The 18548-nt window shown below is 66.9% G+C and carries 18 protein-coding genes and 1 other RNA gene; 10 read left to right on the top strand and 9 right to left on the bottom strand.

Annotated elements, in window-relative coordinates; translation table 11 throughout:
* Positions 1–134 precede the first annotated feature (134 nt).
* Positions 135–551, top strand: coding sequence for a hypothetical protein (locus FFS20_RS15665; protein WP_137826746.1), 417 nt, complete (start codon positions 135–137; stop codon positions 549–551).
* Between the two features lie 507 nt (positions 552–1058).
* Here the strand turns inward: FFS20_RS15665 and ssrA are convergent.
* From ssrA to prfB, 8 genes are all read right to left on the bottom strand, one after another.
* Positions 1059–1436: a transfer-messenger RNA gene (gene ssrA / locus FFS20_RS15670) on the bottom strand.
* A gap of 129 nt (positions 1437–1565) precedes the next feature.
* Positions 1566–2036, bottom strand: coding sequence for an SsrA-binding protein SmpB (gene smpB / locus FFS20_RS15675; RefSeq protein WP_137826747.1), 471 nt, complete (start codon positions 2034–2036; stop codon positions 1566–1568).
* Between the two features lie 165 nt (positions 2037–2201).
* The gene (locus FFS20_RS15680) at positions 2202–3431 is read right to left on the bottom strand and encodes a M23 family metallopeptidase (RefSeq protein WP_137826748.1); all 1230 of its coding nucleotides are present in this window, start codon (positions 3429–3431) and stop codon (positions 2202–2204) included.
* Between the two features lies 1 nt (position 3432).
* Entirely contained in the window at positions 3433–4347 is a 915-nt protein-coding gene (gene ftsX / locus FFS20_RS15685) for a permease-like cell division protein FtsX (RefSeq protein WP_137826749.1), read from the bottom strand.
* Positions 4344–5033 (bottom strand): cell division ATP-binding protein FtsE, encoded by a 690-nt coding sequence (gene ftsE, locus FFS20_RS15690; protein ID WP_137826750.1) that lies wholly within the window; start codon positions 5031–5033, stop codon positions 4344–4346. The genes ftsX and ftsE overlap by 4 nt, the downstream gene beginning before the upstream one ends.
* A 128-nt stretch (positions 5034–5161) precedes the next feature.
* Complete coding sequence (locus FFS20_RS15695) at positions 5162–5719, bottom strand: nucleotidyl transferase AbiEii/AbiGii toxin family protein (RefSeq protein ID WP_137826751.1); 558 nt, start codon at positions 5717–5719, stop codon at positions 5162–5164.
* Between the two features lie 54 nt (positions 5720–5773).
* Positions 5774–6490 carry a type IV toxin-antitoxin system AbiEi family antitoxin domain-containing protein gene (locus tag FFS20_RS15700; RefSeq protein ID WP_137826752.1) on the bottom strand — a complete coding sequence of 239 codons (717 nt, stop codon included), beginning with the start codon at positions 6488–6490 and terminating at the stop codon, positions 5774–5776.
* Positions 6491–6600: 110 nt separating this feature from the next.
* Positions 6601–7719: a peptide chain release factor 2 gene (gene prfB, locus FFS20_RS15705; protein WP_137826753.1), complete on the bottom strand. Its 1119-nt coding sequence runs from the start codon at positions 7717–7719 to the stop codon at positions 6601–6603.
* A gap of 259 nt (positions 7720–7978) precedes the next feature.
* Between prfB and FFS20_RS15710 the strand changes: the two genes are divergently transcribed.
* The 8 genes from FFS20_RS15710 (at position 7979) to FFS20_RS15745 (ending at position 16555) form a co-directional block, all read left to right on the top strand.
* Positions 7979–9202: an ATPase, T2SS/T4P/T4SS family gene (locus FFS20_RS15710; protein WP_137826754.1), complete on the top strand. Its 1224-nt coding sequence runs from the start codon at positions 7979–7981 to the stop codon at positions 9200–9202.
* Positions 9199–10125 carry a type II secretion system F family protein gene (locus tag FFS20_RS15715; RefSeq protein ID WP_137826755.1) on the top strand — a complete coding sequence of 309 codons (927 nt, stop codon included), beginning with the start codon at positions 9199–9201 and terminating at the stop codon, positions 10123–10125. The genes FFS20_RS15710 and FFS20_RS15715 overlap by 4 nt, the downstream gene beginning before the upstream one ends.
* A complete protein-coding gene (locus FFS20_RS15720; RefSeq protein ID WP_137826756.1) occupies positions 10125–11054 on the top strand; it encodes a type II secretion system F family protein in 930 nt (309 codons plus the stop codon). Before FFS20_RS15715 ends, FFS20_RS15720 begins: the two co-directional genes overlap by 1 nt.
* A gap of 92 nt (positions 11055–11146) precedes the next feature.
* Positions 11147–11389 carry a hypothetical protein gene (locus FFS20_RS15725; RefSeq protein WP_249356895.1) on the top strand — a complete coding sequence of 81 codons (243 nt, stop codon included), beginning with the start codon at positions 11147–11149 and terminating at the stop codon, positions 11387–11389.
* A gap of 113 nt (positions 11390–11502) precedes the next feature.
* On the top strand, positions 11503–11892 hold the full coding sequence (locus FFS20_RS15730; protein WP_249356896.1) for a TadE/TadG family type IV pilus assembly protein: 390 nt from the start codon (positions 11503–11505) through the stop codon (positions 11890–11892).
* Complete coding sequence (locus FFS20_RS15735; RefSeq protein WP_249356897.1) at positions 11885–12382, top strand: hypothetical protein; 498 nt, start codon at positions 11885–11887, stop codon at positions 12380–12382. Before FFS20_RS15730 ends, FFS20_RS15735 begins: the two co-directional genes overlap by 8 nt.
* Positions 12383–12395: 13 nt before the next feature.
* Positions 12396–12845 (top strand): pilus assembly protein TadG-related protein, encoded by a 450-nt coding sequence (locus FFS20_RS15740; protein WP_171007113.1) that lies wholly within the window; start codon positions 12396–12398, stop codon positions 12843–12845.
* A 143-nt stretch (positions 12846–12988) separates the two neighbouring features.
* Positions 12989–16555, top strand: a complete 3567-nt coding sequence (locus FFS20_RS15745; protein ID WP_212743361.1) for an FtsK/SpoIIIE domain-containing protein — start codon at positions 12989–12991, stop codon at positions 16553–16555.
* Positions 16556–16615: 60 nt separating this feature from the next.
* Here FFS20_RS15745 and FFS20_RS15750 read toward each other — a convergent pair whose 3' ends face one another.
* Positions 16616–17398, bottom strand: coding sequence for an IclR family transcriptional regulator (locus FFS20_RS15750; protein WP_171007114.1), 783 nt, complete (start codon positions 17396–17398; stop codon positions 16616–16618).
* Between the two features lie 227 nt (positions 17399–17625).
* On the opposite strand from FFS20_RS15750, the gene FFS20_RS15755 reads away from it, so the two are divergent.
* Positions 17626–18548: FAD-dependent monooxygenase (locus FFS20_RS15755; protein ID WP_171007115.1), on the top strand; the 923-nt coding region annotated here is incomplete at its 3' end.

Here is an 18548-nt window from a genome sequence, read left to right on the forward strand (position 1 = left end):
ACTCGAGCCTCGGCTACCGCACGCCCGCCGAAGCGCGCGCCGACTACACCCTTCAGGCCGCGATCGCCGCCTGATCCACAAAGAGATCGTCTACGAAACTTGACACAGCCCAGACCGCCCCGGACGCCGATGGCGTGAAGGAACTCGCCGGGACGGGAGACGAACTGTTCGAGTTCGGGGACCGGGTACGCGCCCCCGACACCGGAATCATCGTCAGCGTCAAGTCCCTCGGACCACAGCCCGTCAGCGACATTGCGGCCACCGACGCGTCCGAAGCCTACGTGTTCGAGGCCACCATCGAAGTCCCGGAAGGGTCACCGTTCAACGCGGAGCCAGCGACCGTGCAGGTCACCGACGCGACCGGAGTTGTTGACGTGGTGATCGACGGCGACAATGACTGGGCCGCGGTCCCCGACTTCGGGACTATCGAGGGCGGGGACTCCAAGACCGTGACCCTCGCCTACGCGATCAGCGACCCGTCGTGGGTGCAGTTCGGGATCGCGCCCAGCTTCGCCCCCGACACCTTCTACTTCGGCGGGGAGAACATCTGATCCCACCGTGTACGGCGCCCGTCTCAGAACTGCCGAGGCGGGGCAAATACTGTTCTGCACGTCATGCCCGAGGCATGTGCGAACGTGGGCGTTGGTACCGGTACTCGCGGGTCTGCACGGTCCTGGGCCTCCGGTTCACGCGCCGAATCCTCTTCGGTACACTGGTCGGCCGCGGACCGATATTCTCTGGCGGTGGTCATGGCGTTCGTCGGGAACACCTTCGACGGTCGGGTGCCGTCGGGCGCGTTGTACCGTGCGCGCAACCGCCCGTTTTTGGTCTCGATGGTGCCGAACTGTCTGGATGCCAGTGTGTCTCCTCGGGTGCCTCCCCGCCCTGGGAGGTGTGTGGTGGCCCGTGGGGGCTGAGTGGGGGCTGAACTACCGCCACCCGTTTCATACTGTTTCATATTAATCGAACGCAAACCACCCGGTCCGTGTCCCGAAATCCCAGCCCAGACACGAAGAAGCCCGGCAACTCAAGGGTCTGAGTCGCCGGGCTCTAATCGAAAGTGGAGATGGCGGGAATCGAACCCGCGTCCGTCGGCAGATTGTCAGGACTTCTCCGGGCGCAGTTCGTGAGGCAGTTTCTTAGGTTCTGGTCATCGCACGAACACGTAGACCAACGAACGGAGTTGGGTAAGAGTCCCTCAGATGCCCCCAACGTGCATCCGAAGCAGTGGCCTCTTAAGCGACGCCAGGATCTAGAGCAGAGGCAACTCTAGGCTGACGGATTCGCAGCTCGCGCTCTATCAGGCAGCGAGGGCGAAATCGGTGCGGTTTTCAGATTTAGCACCTATTGTTTTGCAGAGGACATTAACGAGGTGACTCTGCATTCTCGGCCCGCTTCTCCCGACGCAGTGTCCAACGTCGAAACCGATCATCCCCATATTCTGTTGCCAACCCTGCTCACCGACATCACCTGGACGAACAGGCTCTGCCGCTGGGCAGGAACACCAGCATACTCTCTCAACACCGACCGGGCCAATTGCATTCCCGGGGGGTCCGGTGAAAGGCTCAGAGGTACTGCTTGGACTTCATCGCCCGCTCGGCCTCGCGCTTGTCCTGGGCTTCGCGCAGCGACTGCCGCTTGTCCCAATCGCGCTTGCCGCGGGCCAGAGCGATCTCGACCTTGACCCGGGACCCTTCGAAGTAGAGTTCGAGAGGGATGAGGGTGCGCCCCGATTCCTTGACCTTCTGCGAGATCTTGAGGATCTCCTCCCGGTGGAGCAGCAGCTTGCGCCGGCGCCGGGCCGCGTGGTTCGTCCACGTGCCCTGAAGGTATTCGGGGATGTAGACGTTCTCCAGCCACGCTTCGTTCTGGAAGATGAGCGCGAACCCGTCCGTCAGCGACGCCCTGCCCTCACGCAGCGACTTCACCTCGGTGCCGGTGAGGACGAGGCCGGCCTCCCACGTGTCCTCGATGTGGTAGTCGTGGCGTGCCTTGCGGTTCCTCGCGATGACCTTCTTCCCGGTGTCCTTCGGCATGACCGGCCTCCTCTCTCTCCTCTTGTCCGATGCTCTCGTGTGATGCTCGTGTCCGCTGTGCCCGGTGGGCGGTGCGATGACCGCCACGGACCTGCACACGCAGACCCACCAGTCTATCCCATCTGCAGTTCCGGCGCACCCGCCGTGACCGCCGGAAGAAGCGACTTACGAGATGAACGGCATCGCGTTGACGTAGCCGCCGTTCTCCATGATCTCGAAGTGGAGGTGGCAGCCGGTCGAGGCGCCGGTCGTGCCCGACTGGGAGATGACGTCGCCCTTCTTCACCTTCTGCCCGGCCTTCACGCTCAGGCTCGTGTTGTGGTTGTACGTCGAGGCGATCGACTTGCCGTCAATCTTGCCGTGGGAGATGACGACACGATTGCCGTAGCCTCCGGCCCACCCGGCGCTGACGACGACGCCGTCACCGGCCGCCCGGATCGACGTTCCGCAGGGCACTCCGAAGTCGGTGCCGGTGTGCAGCTTCCGGTTGCCCGTGATCGGGTGGATGCGGTAGCCGAACTGCGAGGTGATCGGGAAGCCCTCGGCGGGGTTGGCGAGGACACCGTCGCCGTAGACGAAGTTGCCCTTCGCCTCCTGCTCCTTCTCCCACTCGCGGACCTCCTTCGCGAGCCGCTCCTGCTCCGCCTTCTCATCGGCGAGCTGCTGCTCGGTCTTGTCCTTGTTGTCCGAGATCGTCTGCTCGGCGTCGTCCTTGGCGGAGATGAGGTTGTTGAGGTCGTCGGCCTTCTTCTTCGCGTCGGCCTGGGCGGCCTCCTTCGCTATGACCGCCTCGGCGGCCTCATCCTTGAGATCCGAGATCTCATCGGTGACCCCGGAAAGGCGCTCCTCGTTGTTCTCATTGAGCGCGCGCTGCTCGGAGAGGTCATCGATCGTGCGCTGCTGGGACCGCACCGCGGAGTCGACGCGGCCGATGCCGCCGTCGGCACTCGTGCCCTCGGCCATCTGGAGCAGCATCGCGAGGTCAGAGGTGATGCCGGAGTTCTGGTACGCCTGCCGACCGATCCGCGCCGCCGCGGTGCGGTTCTTCTCGATCTCGTCCGTGCCCTGCTGGATCTCGTCCTTGAGATCGGACTGCGCGTTCTCCGCCGAGGTCAGACGGGCGGCGAGGTCCTCATCCTTCTGCACCGCCTCGGCGAGGGCGTCGTCAGCCTTCTGGGACGCTTCCTCCGCGGCCGGCAGGGCCTCCTTGGCCTCGTCGCGTTCGGCGATGACCCGGGCGAGGTCCTCGTCGAGGCCCTCGAACTCCTGCTGAAGCTCCTTGACGCGTTCGTCGACCTTGTTCTTGTCGTCGCGCGGATTCGCCGTCGCCGAGGTGACCGGCATGACGACGGCAAGCACAGCAGCCGTGACGAGAAGGGGAAGCCTGCGTTTCATCTCAGACCTTCGTGTACTTGTTGAGTGTGATGAGGGAGGAGGCACCGGCCATGACGATGCCGATGACGAGGAGGATCGGGGCGACGATGAGGACGTCGACGCCGGAGATGAGACTGAACCCGGTCGCCTGGTCCTGCAGCCAGCCGCTCACCCCGAAGTGGACGAGCAGGCCCAGCGAGCCGGCGGCGAGCCCCGCACCGATCGCTGCGGCGATGACGCCTTCGAGGAGGAACGGGAGCTGGATGAAGGAGTTCGAGGCGCCGACGAGGCGCATGATCCCCGTCTCCCTGCGTCTGGCGAACGCGGAGAGGCGGATCGTCGTGGCGATGAGCAGCATCGCGCACAGGAGCATGATGCCGGCGATCGCGATCGCGACGACGGTGGCGACGTTGAGGACCCCGAAGAGGCGGTCGAGGAGCTGATTCTGGTCGACGACCTCTTCGACGCCCTGGGTCGAGGAGAAGTACTCGTTGATGATCTGGTACTGCTCGGCGTCCTTGAGCTTGACCCGGAAGGACTCGTTCATGTCCTCCTCGGGCACGGTGCCCTCGAGGCTCGTGCCCGCGAACTGGTCCTGGAAGCGCTGGTAGGCCTCGGCCTTGTCCTCGAAGTAGACGGTGTCGACGTACGGGGCGAGATCGGAGCTGGAGAGCGCGTCCTCGATGTTCTTCTTCTGCGTGTCGGTGACCTCGCCGTCGACGCAGTTCGTCGCCTCGGAATCCGGCGGGCAGAGGAAGATCGAGACCTGGACGCGGTCGTACCAGTAGTCCTTCATCTGCCCGACCTGCATCTGCAGGAGGATCGCGGCGCCGACGAAGAGGAGGGAGACGAAGGTGACGAGGACGACGGAGAGGACCATCGAGAAGTTCTTCTTCAGGCCCGATCCGACCTCGGAGAGGATGAAGCCGGCTCTCATGAGGCGACTCCGTACGTGCCGTGCTCGACGTCGCGGACGATGCGGCCCTCTTTGAGCTCGATGACGCGCTTGGCCATCCGGTTGACGATCTCCCCGTCGTGCGTGGCCATGAGCACGGTGGTGCCGTTGCGGTTGATCTTCTCGAGCACCGACATGATGTCAGCGCTGGTCACGGGGTCGAGGTTGCCCGTCGGTTCGTCGGCGAGGAGGATCCCCGGCTTGTTGACGACGGCGCGGGCGATCGCGACGCGCTGCTGCTCACCGCCGGAGAGCTCGTACGGGTAGCGCTTCTCCTTGCCGGCCAGGCCCACGGTCTCGAGGACGTCGGGCACGAGCGTCGACATCGACGCCCGTGACTTGCCGATGACCTGGAGGGCGAAGGCGACGTTGGCGAAGACCGTCTTGTTCGGCAGCAGCCGGAAGTCCTGGAACACCGTGCCGATGCCGCGTCGCAGGTAGGGCACTCGCCAGGACGGCATCTTCACCACGGACTTCCCCGCCACGGAGATCCGCCCCTTCGTCGGCACCTCTTCGCGGAGGATGAGGCGGATGACCGTCGACTTGCCCGATCCTGAGGCTCCGACGAGGAACACGAATTCCCCGCGGTCAGCCTCGAACGAGATGGAGTCGAGGGCCGCCCGGGTGCGGGTGTCGTAGGACTTCGAAACGGAGTCGAATGTGATCAAGAGGGTCTTCAATCGTGTCGCGGATGGCTCGGCCGCTTCCACTGTACGTAACAGTTCCGTGATGTGCGCGGAGGCGGCGGGGCGTGTGTTGCGCATCTGATGAAGTTCACAGTCCCACCACGATGCGTTCACCCGCGCCGAGGCGGTGGCGGCGTGGGGTCGGTGCGTTCCCACTCCAAGAGGTCTGGATTCCATCGCTTCGCTGCTGTGGTCTCGGCGAGAGCGTCGTCGATGAACGTCCTGACGAGGTCGACGGCGTCCGAGATCGTCGGATGGCGGCGACAGTGGGTGATCCGTGCCGCTTCGACCGCATACCGCGCACGCCAGTCCTCAGCTGGTATACGACCGGCGATATCATCGTCCGGCAGGCGCCTCAGCCTCATTTCCGCTGCAATGGCCTGCGCCAACGGTCGGCTCTCGAACGCTTGTGTCGAGGCATACGTGACTATATCGACCAAGTCCCTGGACCTGGTCGATCGGCGGCCACCCGAATGCACTTCGGTCATCGCGGCGACCTTGTCCGCAATCTGATCGACCAACGGGTAAAGGCGGAACTGAACACGCGGGCTAGGAACCTGTTCCGGTATTCCATCTGCATCATCGCATCGACAGTGGTGTTGAGAATCAGTGCATGACGCTTTGCCGCCGCGGTGATGGCCTGCAGCACAGCTCGCGGACTCGAGTATTCACTCGTCGCGCTCATGCGACATCCTGCGCAGCCATAGAGGCCCTCTCCCCGATCACTTCGGCCCTGCCGCGGTGATTCGGGACGAGTCGCGGTCGGCGGACAGAGAGGTCAGACGCGCGGCCTCGAGCAGTTCGGCCTCGCGTCGCGACCCGCTGATCAGGAGTCTGAGAAGATCGCTTCCCGATTCGCGGCCGTTCCTACGCGCGAGCGGTTCGAGAAGATCCGATAACTTCTCGAAGTCAATGGAGCCGGGCTCCGCATCAGCGACGACATCGGAGACCAGCGACAGGTCCTCCCGCGATTCGACAAGATCGGCGATGGTTCGCTCAACCGTCGTACACGGCAGTCCTGCGATGATGGCAATGTCGTCATTGCCGATCGATCTACGACGCAGGCGCACCTGCTGCAGTCCGGTGCGCTTCCGCCTGGTCGACACGAACTCGAGCTTGTCGGGAACCATCTGGCCCAGGCCCATGAGCTCTGCAGCGGAGCGGTGAGTGACCGTGAATCCCTCGGGGCCCGCGCCAAGTCGTTCATGGGCGAAGCGTTCGGGCTCAAGAGACAGCCACGCAGCGATCAGTTCGATGTGAGGCCCTGTCGCCCCTTCGAGAGTCGCGTAGACGCCATGTGAGACGCGCTCAATGATGCCCTGACCCGCCAGCCGACTCAGGGCAAGGCGGGAGATGCCCCGCCGCTGCGCCTGGTGCGTGGTAAGAAGACCCTGCTGTTCAGCGGCAAGCTCGAGGACGTCGACAACCGCTTGCGCCATACCCCGATTGTATCTCTATTCGATACATTCGGGGTAGGTCACCGCAAGGACCGTGTCGGTTGCGCTTCAACCTCGGGCACCGAGCTCGCCGAGGCGGTGGCGCGGCGGCGTCACTCCTCCTCGGCGTTCTCCTGCTGCTTGCGCCAGCGGATGCCCGCTTCGATGAGTCCGTCGAGGTCGCCGTCGAAGACGGCCTGGGGGTTGTTGACCTCGTACCCGGTGCGCAGATCCTTGACCATCTGGTAGGGGTGCGTGACGTACGAGCGCATCTGATCGCCCCAGCTCGCCTTGATGTCGCCGGCGAGCTCCTTCTTCTGCGCGGCCTCCTCCTGGCGCTTGCGCTCGAGGAGGCGTGACTGGAGGACGCGCATCGCGGCCTCCTTGTTCTGGATCTGCGACTTCTCGTTCTGCATGCTCACGACGACGCCGGTCGGCAGGTGCGTGATGCGCACGGCGGAGTCCGTCGTGTTGACGGACTGGCCGCCGGGTCCCGAGGACCGGTAGACGTCGATGCGCAGGTCGTTCTCGTCGACCTCGATGTGGTCGGTCGACTCGATGAGCGGGACGACCTCGACGGCGGCGAAGGAGGTCTGGCGGCGGCCCTGATTGTCGAAGGGGCTGATGCGCACGAGGCGATGCGTGCCGGCCTCGACCGACAGCGTGCCGTAGGCGTAGGGGGCGTTGACCTGGATCGTCGCCGACTTGATACCGGCGCCTTCGGCGTAGGAGGTGTCGAGCTCCTGGACATTGTAGCCGCGGCCCTCAGCCCAGCGGATGTACATGCGGATGAGCATCTGCGCCCAATCCGTCGCGTCGTCGCCGCCGGCACCGGAACGGACGGTGACGACCGCCGAGCGCTCATCGTATTCGCCGGAGAGCAGGGTCGAGATCTCGAGCTCGCCGAGCTGATCCTTGAGCTTGGCGATATCGCGTTCGGCTTCGACGAGCGAGTCCGAGTCGCCTTCGGCCTCGGACATCTCGATGAGGAGCTCGGCATCGTCGATGCGCTCTCCGAACTTCTCGAGCTTCTCGAGCGTGCCCTGCTTGTGCGAGAGCTTCGCCGAGGTCTTCTGCGCCGAATCGGGGTCGTCCCAGAACGTCGGAGCCGATGCTTCCTCGGTGAGCTCGGCGACCTCGTCACGCAGAGTCGGCAGGTCGGAGACGTCGAGGATCGCCTGATAGGTGCTGCGGAGGTTGGCGATTTCGGAAGCGTGATCAGTCGTGGCCATAATGCCTCGATTCTAGTCCATGGGACACACGCCGTCGGAACTGCCGACCGCCCGGACGCGGACAGCAGACGGATCAGGACGCACAGCACCTCACCGGAACGCGTCCTTAACTACATCCATGGCATTTCTCTAACACCACCCGAAGTTATCCACAGATTGTGAGAAAGTCTGGATAAATGGGAATTTCGCGGATACATTGACAACCTATTGCCCGCCGCTCACACCGACGGACTCGCCGATCGCCACCGAGGGATTCACTGTGGAAGCCACCGAGGTCATCACCAGCGAGGTCCACAAGAGGATCCGAGACCTCGACGTGGATCCGCGAACCGATGTGCAGCGCTCCCGCGAAGTCATCCGCTCGGTGATCTCCGAGTACGACGAGCGCAGCCTCACCGCTGACCTTCCGCCGCTGACGGACAAAGAGGCGACGTTCCGATTCATCGACAATCAGCTCTCCGGCTACGGAGCTCTTCAGGACTACTTCGAGGACCCCCGGGTCGAGGAGATCTGGATCAACTCGCCGAGCGAGGTCTTCATCGCCGTCGACGGTGTCCACCAGCTCACGACGACGAAGCTGACCGGCGGCGAACTCGATGACCTCATCGAGCGGATGCTGCGCACCTCGGGCCGCCGTGTCGACCTCTCACAGCCCTTCGTCGACGCCATGCTTCCCGACGGCTCCCGGCTCCACGTCGTCCTCCCCGACATCACCCGATCCTCCCCGGCAGTGAACATCCGCAAGTTCATCCAGCGGCCCCGCAACCTCGCCGCCCTCGTCGCCCAGGGATCGCTCACTCCCCCGGCCGCCCGCTTCCTCGACGCCGCCGTGAGCTGCGGGGCGAACATCCTCGTCTCCGGCGCCACCCAGGCAGGGAAAACGACGATGCTCAACGCTCTGGCCGGGTCGATTCCCGCCCGCGAACGCATCGTCAGCTGCGAGGAGGTCTTCGAACTCAACCTCCCCAGCCGCGACTGGGTCCCGATGCAGTGCCGCCAGCCCTCGCTCGAAGGCACCGGTGCCGTGACCCTCCGCGCACTCGTCAAGGAGGCCCTGCGAATGCGCCCGACGCGGATCATCGTCGGAGAGGTCCGGGAAGCCGAGAGCCTCGACCTCCTCGTCGCCCTGAATTCGGGCCTGCCCGGCATGGGCACGATCCATGCGAACTCCGCGCGTGCGGCGATCACGAAGATCTCGACCCTGCCGCTGCTCGCCGGGGCGAACATCTCCTCATCGTTCGTCGTCCCGACGGTGGCGGTGAGCATCGACGTCGTCGTCCACCTGCGCCGCGACAACAGCGGGATCCGCCACGTCGACGAGATCTGCGCCGTGCCCGGCGGAGTCGAAGGCGACGTCATCGAACTCGACACCCTCTTCCATTCCCCGCACGGGACGCTGGTGCGCGGACAGGGATTCGGCCACCTCGGCGAGCGCTTCTCCGCGATCGGCAAGGACCTCCACCAGATCTTGGAAGCGGCATGAGCTACTCGCAGCTGAGCCTGCTCGTGGGAGCCTGCCTCGGCGCGGGACTGCTGCTCATCTGGATGTCCCTGTGGGAGCAGACGGCGAGGCGACGGCAGCAGCGGCGGTGGATCCGCGAACTCGACGACGTGCTCACCGGTGCGGGATTCCCCCGCCTGCGTCCCCTCCACCTGCTCCTCCTCACGATCGCCGTCTTCCTCACCGTCACCGTCGTCGCCACCGTGCTCACCCGCTCGTGGGCGATCGCGCTGTGCTTCGGCCTCTTCGCCTCATGGCTGCCCTACCGGTATCTGCAGCACCGTGCGCGCTCGAAGCAGGTGCTGCGTCGCGAACTCTGGCCCGAGACCCTCGACCATCTCAATTCCGGCGTGCGCGCGGGACTCTCACTGCCCGAAGCGCTGAGTTCGCTCGCCCACCGCGGACCGGAGCCGCTGCGGCCGCTCTTCGAGGTCTTCGCCGAGGAGTACCGTGCGAGCGGCTCGTTCGCGATCGCCCTCGAACGCTTCCGCCAGGTCAGCGCCGACCCCGTCGCCGACCGCATCGTCGCGGCCCTGAGCGTGACCCGGCAGGTCGGCGGCAGCGACCTGGGCACGATGCTGCGGGCTCTCGCCCAGTTCGTCCGCGACGACGCGCGCACCCGCAACGAACTCTCCGCCCGCCAGCAGTGGACCGTCAACGGCGCCCGCTTGGCCGTCGCCGCCCCCTGGGTCGTCCTCGCGTTCCTCTCGACCCGCCCTGAGACCGCTGCGGCCTACAACTCACAAGCCGGGCTCCTTCTGCTCGCCGCCGGATTCGTCGTCTCCCTCCTCGCCTACCAGGCGATGAAGCGGATCGGCCGCCTTCCGCAGGAACCGCGCGTCATCGAGGGCTCCTCCCTGACCCGGTCCCCGTTCCACCGCAGCGCCGAGGCGGGTGAGGCCTGATGATCGACCCGCTCACTCTCCTGCTCCTCGGCACATTCAACGGCGTTGCCCTCACCGTGTTCGTCCTCGCCCTGCCTCCGCTGCGGCGCCCGACCCTGTCGTCGCGGATCGCACCGTACCTGCGCGATCAGGAAGCACTCGTCGACGTCTACGCCCCGCCGACGCCCCGGAAAGAGGGCCTCCTCGGGGCGCTGCGGCAGGCGGCCCTGACGGCGACGACATGGGTGACCTCGCGCATCACCACCGATGCGACCCTCAACCTGCGCATCGGCCGCCTCGGTGGGCGAGCGACGATCGAGCGCTTCCGAACGAATCAGATCCTCAGCATCCTCGTCGGCATGATCGCCGGCGGCGGCCTCGCCGGTCTCATCACCGCACAGCGCGGGTTCTCCGCCATCGTCGTCATCGTCCTCGTCATCAGCGGTGGGGTCGCCGGCCACATCGTCAACGACTGGCGTCTCAGCCAGGCGATCGCCCGCCACGAATCCCGCATCCTCGCCGAGTTCCCCACCGTCGCAGAACTCCTCGCTCTCTCGATCACCGCAGGTGAGGGGATCGTCGAAGCACTCGAGCGGGTGTGCCGGACCTGTTCGGGCGACCTCGTCGACGAACTGCGCACCGCGCTGTCGGCGACCCGGACCGGCACTCCCCTCGTCGAGGCCCTCGACCAGATGGCGACGCGCATCGCGATCCCGGAGATCGTCCAGTTCGTCGACGGACTCGCCGTCTCGATGACCCGCGGCACCCCACTCGCCGAGGTGCTGCGCTCCCAGGCCGCCGACGTCCGCGAGCAGTCGCGGCGGCGTCTCCTCGAACTCTCCGGACGCAAGGAGATCGGCATGCTCATTCCCGTCGTCGTCTTCGTCCTGCCCGTCACCGTGATCTTCGCCGTCTTCCCCTCCCTCGCCGTCCTCGACCTCAGCCCCTGACCGAGGCATCCATCCGCTTTCCGCTCCCCTGCCCGACCTCCCCGCCCACCGACCGTCGCAACGAAGAAGGAGACATGATGTTCCACCGGTTCATGACACACCTGACCCTGCTCACCCTCGGGTGGATCGGCGACGACGTTGCCCCGCCGGGAACCCGACACGGCACCGGCGACGACGGGCACCGCGGCGACCGTCCCGATCGCGGCGATGTGCCCGGCTGGGTGCTCATCACACTGATGACCGCGGGCCTCGTCGTCGCCCTCTGGGCGCTCGCCGGCGAAGCCTTCACCACGATGTTCGAGGACGCGATGAACAAGGTCCGAGGTGCCGGGTGAGCCGAGCACTGCGCGGCGGGTCCCCTGATGCTGCGTCCCCGCCGACGAGTGACGCGGCTACGTCCCCGCCGACGGGTGACGCGGCCGAGGTGGGTGCGGTTTCCGAGGATGGCGTGGTCGGGGGCGCCGACACCGGATCCGCGATCGCGGAGTTCGCCCTCGTCGCGTCTCTGCTCGCCCTCGTTCTCGCCGGCGCCCTGCAGATCGGCCTGGTCATCCACGTCCGCAACACCGTCATCGACTCGGCCATCGCCGGTGCTAGGCAGGCCGGACTCGCCGATCAGACGGCCGGCGACGGCAGGCGGCTGACCGCGGAGCTCATCACGGCCGCGCTCGGCGAACGGTATGCCGAGGCGATCTCCGTCGACACCGAGAGCAACGGGAGCGTCGAGATCGTCGAAGTCCGGGTCCGCACTCCGCTGCCCGTGCTCGGGCTCTGGGGACCCGCCGAGGTGTGGGACCTGCGGGGACGCTCGATCGTCGAGGACATCGACCGTGACTGAACCCGCCGTCCTCCCGTCCCCCGGCCCTGCCGACCCACCGGACGCCTCGGCGGCCGAGTCGCAGGTCAGGTTCGCTCTCCCCGATGCCGGGACTGCGGTCATCGAGTTCATCTTCGCCGCCGTCATCCTCCTCATCCCCGTCGTCTACCTCATGCTCGCGCTCTCCCAGTTGCAGGCGGCCGGGTACGCGACGACCTCGGCGGCAGTGTCGGCCTCCCGGATCGCCGCCCGCGACGCGAACCCCTCACAGCAGCGCGCCGAGGATGTCGCCGCCATGCACTTCGCCGACTTCGGGCTCCGCGATGTCCCTATCACCATCACCTACTCATGTTCAGGACCCTGTGGACGCGCGGGGTCTCTCGTCACCGCTGACGTCGAAACGCGGGTTCCGCTGCCAGGGATCCCCTTGATCTTCGGCTCGGAGAACTCCCCGCACATCACCATGCGTGCCTCGCATTCCGATGTCGTCGCGACCACCGGGAACGGGTGAGCCGGTGATGTCCGTGTCGGCGAGGTCCACCGGTTCCAGTCACCGCCTGGCCGACGAGGGGTCGATCACTCCCCTGGCGATCGGCTTCGTCGTCATCGCGCTCCTCCTCGCGTTCCTCATCGCCGCCCTCACGGACCTGCACATGGCTCGTCGCGAACTCCAGGCGATGGCCGATTCGGCAGCCCTCGCGGCCTCCGACTCGTTCGAACCCGCCCCTGACGGAGAACCCGGACTCGTGTTCTCACCACCGGCGGCACAGCGCGCAGCCGCGCGCTACGTCTCGGCCGTCCCCTCACCCGAAGGACTCGACAACGTCGGCATCCGGGCCGAGGTCGACGGTGAGGCCTCGGTCGTCATCCGCCTGCGCGCCGACTACACCCCCGCGTTGCTCTCCCCCTTCGTTCCCGGGCTCATCGAACTCAGTGCCACCGCCTCGGCGCGAGGATCACTGCGGATCTCATGACAGCGGTGCCCGCGGACTCGCGTGCCCGGACCTGTGGACAGCGGATGGACTCGCGTGCTGTGAGCCTGTGAACGCCCAGCGGCCATCCACAGGGAGAAAATGACCGCTTGCCGACCGGCGCCGGTTCGACAGACCCTGATGCGATGAAGGTCAGCGGAGTCGTCCAGCGAGTCGAGGTCAGCGGTGCCGTGCGCACAGACGTCCTCGACGCCGACGGCGAGCAGCCGGTCCTCGACGTGCTCCGCTCCGTCATCGACGAGCCGGTCACCGTCGACGATCTCCTCGCCTCCAACCCGGGCGCCCTTCCACCACCCGATGATCCAGCTGCCCGGGTTGAGACGATGACGTGGGGTCAATGGCGCGGACTCCACCCGGTCACCCTCCTCGGGGGCGGGGCCTTCGACCACGGCAGCGGCAGCACGACGGTGACAGTGCTCGCCGGCCCCGATTCGGGCTACACCCTCGCCATCGACCCCCGCCAGACCCTGATCGGTCGTGTCCCGTCTCCCGACAGCCTCCTCGTCGCCGACCCCTGCCTCTCGCGCACTCCGGTCAGACTCCGCCTCGCCCCCGCGGGGCTGCGCACGCAGAGCCTCTTCGGGTCCACCGTGTTCCTTCCCGATCTCGACCGTGATCAGCTGCCTGAGGCTCCGACCGGCGGGGCACTGAGCACCGTCGGCAGCGACACGATCCATGTCGCACCGCACGCGGTCGAGGAACCGCGCGCGGCCCGTCCGCCGCAGTGGTGGGCGTTTCTCATACCCATCGGCATCGGCGTCGCCCTCGCGCTGCTCACCGGCATGTGGTGGTTTCTGCTCTTCAGCCTCTCGGCACCCCTATCGGGATACATCGCCCACCTCGTCGAGAAGCGCCGCTATGCCCGGGACGTAGAGAGGCACCGGCTCGAGCGCGCACACGCGATCGACGATGCCTCGTCGAGAGCGTTCGGTCTCATCGCGCAGCGACAGCGCACGGCACGAGCCACACCGGGCCTATGTCTGGGGTTCGGCGCGATCCTCAGCCGCATCACACTGGCACCCGAGATCGAGGACCGCATCGATCGCTTCGACGACCACGCCGTCGTCAGCGACGTCCCCATCTGCATCGACCCGCGATCGACCACAGTGGTCGTCACCGGTGAACGCGCGCACCTGCTGCCGATGATGCTCGCCTGGCTGGCCGACCGCCGGTGGGCGTGGGCACCGTCGGCCGAAGTGCAGGCGCTGCCGGAACTCGTCGGCGCGCTCGCTGAGGACGAACCCGCCACCACGGCGACTCACTCCTCGGAGCGCATCGGCGTCGACCTGCGGACCGAGGGCACCGTGTCCACCCTCCGCCTCGGGGCGCCCCAGTCGAAGCGGACCGTCTCCCTTGTCCTCGGCGATCTCGCGCAAGCGCGGACGACGACGTCGACGGCGCTCGAGGGCCCGGTGCCCGGCCGAGCGTTCACGGCGACCCAGATGCCGCCGGCCCGATTCCTCACACTCGTGCGCGCCGGGAGGCCGTCGGCCGGCGCGGACTCGTTCCCCTGCCACGGACTCGGAGAGCTCTGCGATGATGACCCCGAACGCATCGCGACCCGCTGGCGGCAGCCGCATCCGGGGGCCGTCCCCGTCGGCCGTGGACCTCTCGGGACTGTCGGCATCGACCTCTTCGGCGACGGTCCGCACGCTCTCGTGGCCGGCACCACCGGCAGCGGCAAGTCGATGCTCCTCCAGTCGTGGCTGCTGTCACTGGCCCTGCACCATCCACCCGAGCGGTTGACCCTCGTCCTCATCGACTTCAAGGGCGGAGCGACGTTCGCTCCCCTGTCACGACTGCCGCACACCGACTGCGTCCTCGACGACTTCGACTCGGCGGCGGCGTTCCGGGCGCTTGTTTCCGTTCGTGCGGAGATCACCCGGCGCGAACGACTGCTCGCCGACCGCGGGTGCGCTGACATCCTCGACCTCGACGATCCTCCCCCACGGCTCGTCGTCGTCATCGACGAGTTCCACGCGCTGATGACCGCACATCCCCGGGCCGCGGACCTGCTCGAGCATCTTGCCGCCCTCGGCCGGTCTCTGGGCGTCCATCTCATCCTCGCGACCCAACGACCGCTCGGCATCGTCACCGGGCACATGAAAGCGAACATCAGCATCCGGATCTGCCTGCGCGTGCGCGACGACGCCGACTCCTCCGACGTCATCGGCGTTGCCGATGCCGCCCGTCTTCCGCCGGACCGTCCCGGGGCCGCTCTCCTCGATGCGGGGTCCGCGCTCGTTCGCTTCCGGGTTGCCGTTCCCCTCACCGAGGAGGCGCCTGAGTCGGCCGCGCAGCGTCCTCGACTGCGACCGTGGCAACCCGGTCGTGCCGTGCAGGCGAGCGCTGCCCTCACGGGGATCCGCATCGACAACCTCCTCACCGCGGCGCGCTGGCACACCGGCGATGCGCCACGGTCCGTCGTGCCCCCTCCGCTGCCGACGGTCGATGACCTCCCGAGCACCACGGCGAGCGCGCCGTCCCGGCCGCCTGTCACCGGGATCGTCGACCTCCCCGCCGCCCAGCGGCAGATCGAGTGGTCCTATGATCCCGCGCAGGACGGGTCGACCATCGTCATCACCGACGACGACCCGACCGCCATCCTCGTGACGCTGGCTGAGTCGGCGGCCGGCACCCACCGCATCGTCGCGCTCGGCCGGATCGCCGAGGTCATCGACGAGGCGGCGATCTCCTGCGGGATGCATGCCGGGTGGCGCCTCCATGCGATCCTCGACCATCTGGACCGCCCACCGAGTTCGGGCTCGGCCGGCAGTGCCCGGGCTCGGCCGCCGACTCTCGTCGTGTGCGGGAACTGGGGTGAACTCATCGATTCCCTCGACCATCACACGGCGGCGACGCTGGAGGGTCTCCTCTCCCATTCCCGCGACCTCAGACTCACGTTCCTCCTTGCCGGGTGCCGCCCGGGGCTGCGCGTCTCCTCCCAGTTCCGCACTCACCTCATCTTTCCGCCGAGTGCCGGCGGGGACGGTCTCAACGTCGGTCTCTCCCGCCACCGATTCCTCGGAACGTGGCCGCGTCTGCGTGCCGTGCTCGTCGGCCCCCACACAGCTGAGTGCGGGAGCGACGGCGCCGACGTCCAGCTCCTTCCGTCCCGCAGCGGTGCCGGCCCGTCGGCTTTCTCACCGAGGTGGCGGGGACTCGACGAACCGGGTGATGCTCCCCAAGCGTCGCCGAGTCGGAGGGGGGACGGAACGATTCCGCTCGGCAACGACGCCTTCGGAGAACCCGTGTCGTGGGACCCGGCGAGGGACGGTCCCGTGCTCACGGTGCGCGGATCGGCACAGAGCGGGAAAACGTCTCTGGCCCGGACGCTCAGCGGAGGCGAGCGCGCGCAGCTGACGATCCACGACGACGCGCATCGCGAGGAGCCTGCGACGCTCGACCTCACGGGTGCAGGCCTCCACGTGGTGACGATGCCGCTGCGTTTCACTCCCGGCTACGGCTCGCCGCTGGCGAGCGCACAGACGCTCGGACCCACCCTCATCCTCGGCGGTCACACCGCTCAGGACCTCGCCGCTCTCGGATTCGCCCGCCTGCCGCCACTCGACGGCACAGCAGGGACGGGCTGGTTCGTCACCGACTCCCGAGCACGAGCGATCAGAGTCGTCGAGTCACCGCCGGGCGGAACGGCAGCACGATCGGCCTTCCCGGCCGTGGAGACAGCATGATGATCGCGACGCGGCGGCGATCACATCGAGTCATCACACCACCTGTGAGCGGGTTAGCGCCTACAACATGCGCCAACTCGACGGCAGGCGGGCGGCTTGTGCGTTCAGCGCAGTGACTGTCTCGCGCAGACGGCGCTCACAGGCCTCGAGATCCATCTCGGCGAGGGCACCGGAGACGGAGAGCGCGGCGATCGGTTCCTCGCCGCCGCGCACCATGATCGGCGCGGCGACGCACGCAACACCTTCCCCTGACTCCTCCCGTTCGATCGCGACGCCTTGTGAGCGGACCCGCCACAGCTCCGCGCGCAGACGGTCCCCGTCGACGATCGTGCACGGTCCGACCCGCTCGAGGCCGCTGTCGATGAGGGCTTCGGCGACGCTCGGCGGGGAGTGGGCGAGAAGCACTTTGCCCACGCCGGTGGCATGCGCCGGAAGGCGACCTCCGACCCGACTGGGCAGATGCGGGATCCTCCGCGAACGCCGAATCTCGATGTAGACGACATGAGCGCCGTCGAGGACTGCCAGATGCACCGTCTGACCGGTGGCGTGCCGCAGGCGCTCGAGATGAGCGTGGGTGAGCCGGCGCAGGTTGCGCGGCCGGGATGCGACCTCCCCGAGTTCGAAGAAGCGCAGGCCCAGGACGAGACCGTCGTCCTCCATCTCGAGCAGACCATGGGGCAGCAGAGAGTTGACGATCCGCGACGTCGTCGACTTCGGCAGTCCCGTTCTCCGCGCCACCTCACTGATCGACACCGGTGCGTCATCGGCGGCGACGCAGTTGACGATCGAAGCGATCCGATCGACGACCGCGATCGGACTGTCCTGCTCAGCGGGATGCCTCATCGTTCCCTCCTCTCCCAGGAACCGCACAACCGACACCTGGCGTTCCGGAGTCCTCAGCGCCTCCGTCTCACCAGTGTCGGTCATTTCGCACACCGGGTGAATACCCCGTCCCACTCACCAGCACGGCCGCTGACATCGCGCGCTCGCCCGATGCTAGCTTCGTCACACATTCCGCCCCGCCCCGGGGCGATCACCATGAGGATCAGAGTCGATCAGGAGGCACGCCCTTGACAGCCGAACACACGGAGACAGCGTTCGACGCCGAGGTCATCATCATCGGATACGGACCCTCGGGAGTCGTCGCGGCCAACACGCTGGCCTCCTACGATCACAATGTCATCGCCTTCGAACGCGATGTCGACATCTACCCTCGTGCCCGAGCGGTCACCGTCAACGACTGGACGATGCGCATCTTCCAGGAACTCGGACTCGACGAGGAGGTCCTCAAGGTCGTCGACCCGCAGCGCGCACTGCGCTGGGTGACCTACGACGGCACCGAACTCATGCGCGTGAGCTTCACGCCCTCCACACTCGGAACCGTGGAAGGCACCCGGTTCTACAACGTCTACCAGCCGGCTCTGGAGCCTGTGCTGCGTGCCGGCGGCGATCGATTCGCTGATCAGATCGATGTCCGCTATGGCTGGGAGGTCACCGCCGTGACCCAGGATGACGAAGGTGCCACAGTGACTGCACAGAGCGTCAGCACCGGGAAAGTGGGCACCTTCCGGGCGAAATACGTGCTCGGCTGCGACGGCGGCAGCAGCGTGGTCCGACGCCAACTCAACCTCCGGCTGCTCGGAGACACCCACGATGTGCTCTGGATCGTCATCGACTGCCGGGTCAAGCGCTGGTGGCCCGACCGCGACTACCTCACCTTCTGGTCGGACGACCGCCGACCTGTCGTCGACATTCCACTGCCGTTGGGCAACCACCGCTGGGAGATACCGCTGCGTGCCGGTGAGACCGAAGCCGACTTCGACACCCAGGAGAAGATCTGGCCTCTCCTCTCCGACCTCGGCGTGACCGAGGACGACGTCGACATCCACCAGCACGCCTTCTACCGTCACCATGAGCGCATGGCCGAACGCTGGCGGCAGGACAGGGTGTTCCTCGTCGGCGACGCTGCGCACCTCATGCCTCCGTGGGCGGG

The organism is Brevibacterium sp. 2SA (assembly GCF_005502845.1).
Classification (GTDB): domain Bacteria; phylum Actinomycetota; class Actinomycetes; order Actinomycetales; family Brevibacteriaceae; genus Brevibacterium.

Coding starts and splice junctions, on each gene's coding strand:
- smpB (WP_137826747.1), bottom strand. CDS start 2,036: ATGCCGAAGGACACCGGGAAGAAGGTCATCGCGAGGAACCGCAAGGCA.
- FFS20_RS15680 (WP_137826748.1), bottom strand. CDS start 3,431: ATGAAACGCAGGCTTCCCCTTCTCGTCACGGCTGCTGTGCTTGCCGTC.
- ftsX (WP_137826749.1), bottom strand. CDS start 4,347: ATGAGAGCCGGCTTCATCCTCTCCGAGGTCGGATCGGGCCTGAAGAAG.
- FFS20_RS15700 (WP_137826752.1), bottom strand. CDS start 6,490: ATGGCGCAAGCGGTTGTCGACGTCCTCGAGCTTGCCGCTGAACAGCAG.
- prfB (WP_137826753.1), bottom strand. CDS start 7,719: ATGGCCACGACTGATCACGCTTCCGAAATCGCCAACCTCCGCAGCACC.
- FFS20_RS15715 (WP_137826755.1), top strand. CDS start 9,199: ATGAGCTACTCGCAGCTGAGCCTGCTCGTGGGAGCCTGCCTCGGCGCG.
- FFS20_RS15720 (WP_137826756.1), top strand. CDS start 10,125: ATGATCGACCCGCTCACTCTCCTGCTCCTCGGCACATTCAACGGCGTT.
- FFS20_RS15725 (WP_249356895.1), top strand. CDS start 11,147: ATGACACACCTGACCCTGCTCACCCTCGGGTGGATCGGCGACGACGTT.
- FFS20_RS15745 (WP_212743361.1), top strand. CDS start 12,989: ATGAAGGTCAGCGGAGTCGTCCAGCGAGTCGAGGTCAGCGGTGCCGTG.
- FFS20_RS15750 (WP_171007114.1), bottom strand. CDS start 17,398: ATGAGGCATCCCGCTGAGCAGGACAGTCCGATCGCGGTCGTCGATCGG.